Origin of the sequence: Collinsella sp. AF04-24 (assembly GCF_003465685.1) — a bacterium.
GTDB lineage: Bacteria > Actinomycetota > Coriobacteriia > Coriobacteriales > Coriobacteriaceae > Collinsella > Collinsella aerofaciens_AP.
On record NZ_QSBK01000038.1, the window covers coordinates 1 to 4015 of the forward strand.

General features: G+C 64.1%; 4 protein-coding genes. 1 reads left to right on the forward strand and 3 read right to left on the reverse strand.

Going from position 1 to position 4015, the window contains the following annotated elements:
* Positions 1 to 162 precede the first annotated feature (162 nt).
* Positions 163 to 1257 carry an IS110 family transposase gene (locus tag DWV32_RS09890; RefSeq protein WP_118260311.1) on the forward strand — a complete coding sequence of 365 codons (1095 nt, stop codon included), beginning with the start codon at positions 163 to 165 and terminating at the stop codon, positions 1255 to 1257.
* A gap of 425 nt (positions 1258 to 1682) precedes the next feature.
* Here the strand turns inward: DWV32_RS09890 and pyrE are convergent, their stop codons facing one another.
* From pyrE to DWV32_RS10505, 3 genes are all read right to left on the reverse strand, one after another.
* Positions 1683 to 2363, reverse strand: coding sequence for an orotate phosphoribosyltransferase (gene pyrE, locus DWV32_RS09895; protein WP_117758029.1), 681 nt, complete (start codon positions 2361 to 2363; stop codon positions 1683 to 1685).
* A gap of 112 nt (positions 2364 to 2475) precedes the next feature.
* Complete coding sequence (locus tag DWV32_RS09900; RefSeq protein ID WP_117758030.1) at positions 2476 to 3387, reverse strand: ROK family protein; 912 nt, start codon at positions 3385 to 3387, stop codon at positions 2476 to 2478.
* Between the two features lie 112 nt (positions 3388 to 3499).
* Positions 3500 to 3742 carry a DUF5605 domain-containing protein gene (locus DWV32_RS10505; protein WP_158566144.1) on the reverse strand — a complete coding sequence of 81 codons (243 nt, stop codon included), beginning with the start codon at positions 3740 to 3742 and terminating at the stop codon, positions 3500 to 3502.
* Positions 3743 to 4015 lie beyond the last annotated feature (273 nt).

A 4015-nucleotide genomic window follows, 5' to 3' on the forward strand; every position in this document is an offset into this window, starting at 1 on the left:
ACGACAGACACTATGACCCAATCCAGGGGCACGGAAACGACAGGAGCCCCCGCTCGTGACCGCGGGTCGGGGCTGCGACAATGTTGTTGAAGTGCCAGAGGCGCAGCCGCGCCGCAACGAGGTTGGGAGGCTCCCGTGCCTAGATATTCTACCGCCTTCGGAATGGACGTACACCTCAGGTCCACCACCGTCTGCGCGCTCGACGCGGAGACGGGCGAGGCCGTGACGAGGAGGTTCCGCGGCAACCCCTGGGGCGAGGTCGCGGAGTGGATGTCGGGCTTCCCCGGCCCGTCGCTCGCCGCCTACGAGAGCGGCTACCTCGGCTTCGCCCCGCAAAGGGAGCTCTCCGGGCTCGGCGTCGACTGCGTCGTCGCGGCCGTCTCCAAGGTCCCGAGGTCGGCCGCCGACCTCTCGTCCAAGAACGACCGCAACGACGCGGCCAGGATGGCCAAGGCGATACTGTCGCACGACGTCACCCCGGTATGGGTGCCGTCCCCCGAGATCGAGGGGCTCAGGGACCTCGCCGCCGCCCACGACGCGGCGACCGCGAGGCTCGCGGCGGCGAAGCAGCGGCTCCTGGCGTTCCTAGCCCGCCGCGGCTATGTCTACGGCGGCACGACGCCGGCCGGCAACCCCCGGAAGTACTGGACGTACGGCTTCCTCAGGTGGCTCGACGGCATACACCCCGCCGACGACGGAGGCATCCGGGCGCTTGCGGCGCTGAGGAACGAGGTCGAGGCGGCCGACGAGACGAGGGAGGCCCTCCTCGCCGAATACAGGGCCGCCGTCGCGGCGGGCCCCCTCTCGGCCGAGGTCGAGGCGCTCCAGTCGATCAAGGGGTGCGGGTTCGCGCTCGCCGCCGCCTTCGCGTCCGAGGTCGGCGACTTCTCGAGGTTCCGCTCCGGCAGGCAGGTGACGGCCTACTTCGGCCTCGCCCCGAAGCAGAGGTCGAGCGCGGACTCCGTGCGCCTCGGCGGAATCAGCGGGGCCGGCAACGCGCTCGTCAGGAAGCTGGCTGTCGAGGGGTCCTGGTGCTATGCCCAGGCCGGCCACCAGCCGAAGCTGATGCCCAAGGGCTCCGGCGTGCCCCTCGAGATAAGGATGCACGGGAGGAAGGGGTCCGAGAGGCTCCTGCGCCGCCGCGAGGAGATGATCGCCCGCGGGATGCCGCAGGCGAAGGCGAACGCGGCCACCGCGGCCGAGCTCGTGAGGTGGCTGTGGGCCCTCGGCACGATGTGCCGGGAGGGCGCGGAATAGACATAAGCCCCCGTCCCGGCGAGCCGGGCAGCCTTCGGGGACACCCCCGTTCTCGCTGTGCGCGCGGCGGCCGCCGCATGCGCGAAGACAGACTAGGGGAACCCCGCCGAAGGAGAGGATTGCGGGCCGCCGGAGCGGTATCCGCGGATATGAGACTGAGCCGAAGGCGTCGATGGCATGCCGGGGGCGGACCGGGACGGGTTTAACGGCAGGCCCCGCCGACCGATTGCAAGCGGTCGGCGGGGCCATTGTGGCCCTTGACAGTGGATTGGGTCATATGAGCGAGCGGGTCGCATTTGAGACAAGGTGACGTGAAACGAAAGGGCGCTGACCTTCTGGTCGCGCCCTTGAAGTTGAACGTCAGATTGTCCAAATGCGGCCCGCGCAGCGTCGGCCGGTTCCGCGGTTTGGTAAAACCGCGGAACCTACTTGACTCCGTACTGCTCGTAGTAGGCGTCGATGGCGGTCTTGAGCTCGTCGTCGATGACGACCTTGCCGTCGATCTCGTGGTTGTAGAGGGTCTCGACGACCTCGGCCATGGAAACGATGCTCGCGACGGGGAAACCGTACTTGGCCTCGATCTCCTTCTGAGCGGTGGTCACGCCACCCTTGCCGACCTCCATGCGGTTGAGCGAGACGATAAGACCCTTGATCTCGACATCGGCCGCAGCCATGACCTTGGGATAGGTCTCGTCGATGGACTTGCCGGAGGTAGTGACGTCCTCGACCATCACCACGCGGTCGCCGTCCTGGGGCTCATAGCCCAGCAGGTTGCCCTTGTCGGCACCGTGGTCCTTGGCCTCCTTGCGGTCGCAGCAGTACTTGACCTCCTTGCCGTACAGCTCGTGGTAGGCAATGGCGGTCACGACGGCCAGCGGAATACCCTTGTAGGCCGGTCCAAACAGCACATCAAAGTCGTCGCCAAAGTTATCGTGAATGGCCTGGGCATAATACTCGCCCAGCTTCTTGAGCTGATAGCCCGTCACGTAGGCGCCGGCGTTCATAAAGAACGGGGACTGACGGCCACTCTTGAGCGTAAAGCTGCCAAATTTAAGAACGTCGGACTCAACCATAAACTTGATGAACTCTTGCTTGTAAGCCTCCATGCGGGCTCCTCTCGTAATCGCGTACGTGCCTTCCAGTTTAGCGCAGGCAGGGCGTCGATGCGGGCGGTTCACGCCGGCCTTTATCTTTTTCGACAGCCTCGTTTGGCTCGCGCTACACCAGGCGCATGGCTTCCTGGACAGCACCGTAAAGGTTGGCGTCGTTGCCGAGCTCGGCCACCTTTATCTGCGGCACAGGAATGCCGGCAAGGGTCCCTTCGTAACCCGCGAGGGCCAGCGGCATCTGCGCGCGCAGGGCATCGATGAGCTCGGGATGGCACGAGATGCCACCTGCGATCACAAAGACCTCGGGGTCGAGCACGGCCTGCAGGTTGATGAGCTGTCCGTCAAAGGCGCGAGCGTAACGGTCGAGCGCGCGCTGCGCCGCCTTGTCGCCGCCCGCGATCCACTCAAAGACGCGGCGGCCGTCTACCGGAGAACCCGCAGGCAGGCCCTTCTCGGCAACGGCCGCATCGCGGAGCGCACGCCAGCCGCCCGAATCGGCAAAGGAGTTTCCCATGTTCGCGGCAGTCGTGACATCGTTGCGCAAGAAGCTGAACTCGCCTGCAAAACAGTGCGCGCCGCGCAGGACCTTGCCGTCGATGACGATACCGCCGCCGATGCCCGTGCCAATAGCGAGCACCACGCCAAAACGCGTCCCGCGCAGGGCGCCAGCCGCATACTCACCGAGTGCACAGCACTTACCGTCGTTATTGACGGCAACCGGCACCCCCAGCGCCTCGCGCATGAGCTTTCCCAGCGGGCAGCCGTCCATAAACGTGAGCGCACCGCCGCGATGGACCGTTCCCGCGACGTCTCCCTCGTAGATACCGCCGGGTGCGCTCACGCCTACGGCGCTCACGCGCTCACAGTACGGCTCGACGAGCCCGATCAGCGCCGAAACCGTCTCCTCAGCCGTGGTAAAGCCCGTCGGCAGGCTCCCGCGCTCGCGGATGGAAAAATCCTCGCCCAGCACAGCCCATTTAACGGCCGTACCGCCCACATCGATTCCGAAGAACTCCTGCATATTCGCTCCTCACGCGCCATAGCCCCGGGTGTGCATAGCCGCGACCACCACAGGGGCTGCCCTTATGATGTTCATGCAGCAAATCGCGTCCGGAGCCAATTATCTCTCTGTTTTACGCCTCTACTTTGGTCAGACGAAGCAACATATATTGTTTACTAGGGAGGTCGATGCGGAACTTGCCCTCAAAGGTTCCGGGAAACTCCTCCTCCGTCATGTCCCATGTGTCCACGACATTCACCTTGTAACGAGCGCCCGTCTCGCCCTCAAGCTCACGAGACCACTCATTTAAGTACGTCCCCAATGAGTGGCCGAAGAGTGTCCCCCGCGACAGGTGGGCCCAAAAAGCGGGCCACATGTCCCAAAATCCGCAGACGGCAAGGCTCGGCAAAGAGTGTCCCTGACGACTAGTCGTTTAAGAACGTCCCCAATGACTACCCCTCAGGATTGTCCCCAGGTGCCGACAGAAAAGGAACGTCCCCAAGTGCCGCCCCGCACCCCCCGCTTTAACTTCTTTTGCAAGTTTTAACTTCTTTTGCAAGCTTTAACTTCTTTTGCTTTCTTTCACTTCTTTTAACAAGGCTCTGTTAGACCAAGGTTGACATAAAAACGATGTCACCGCGAGGCGGTA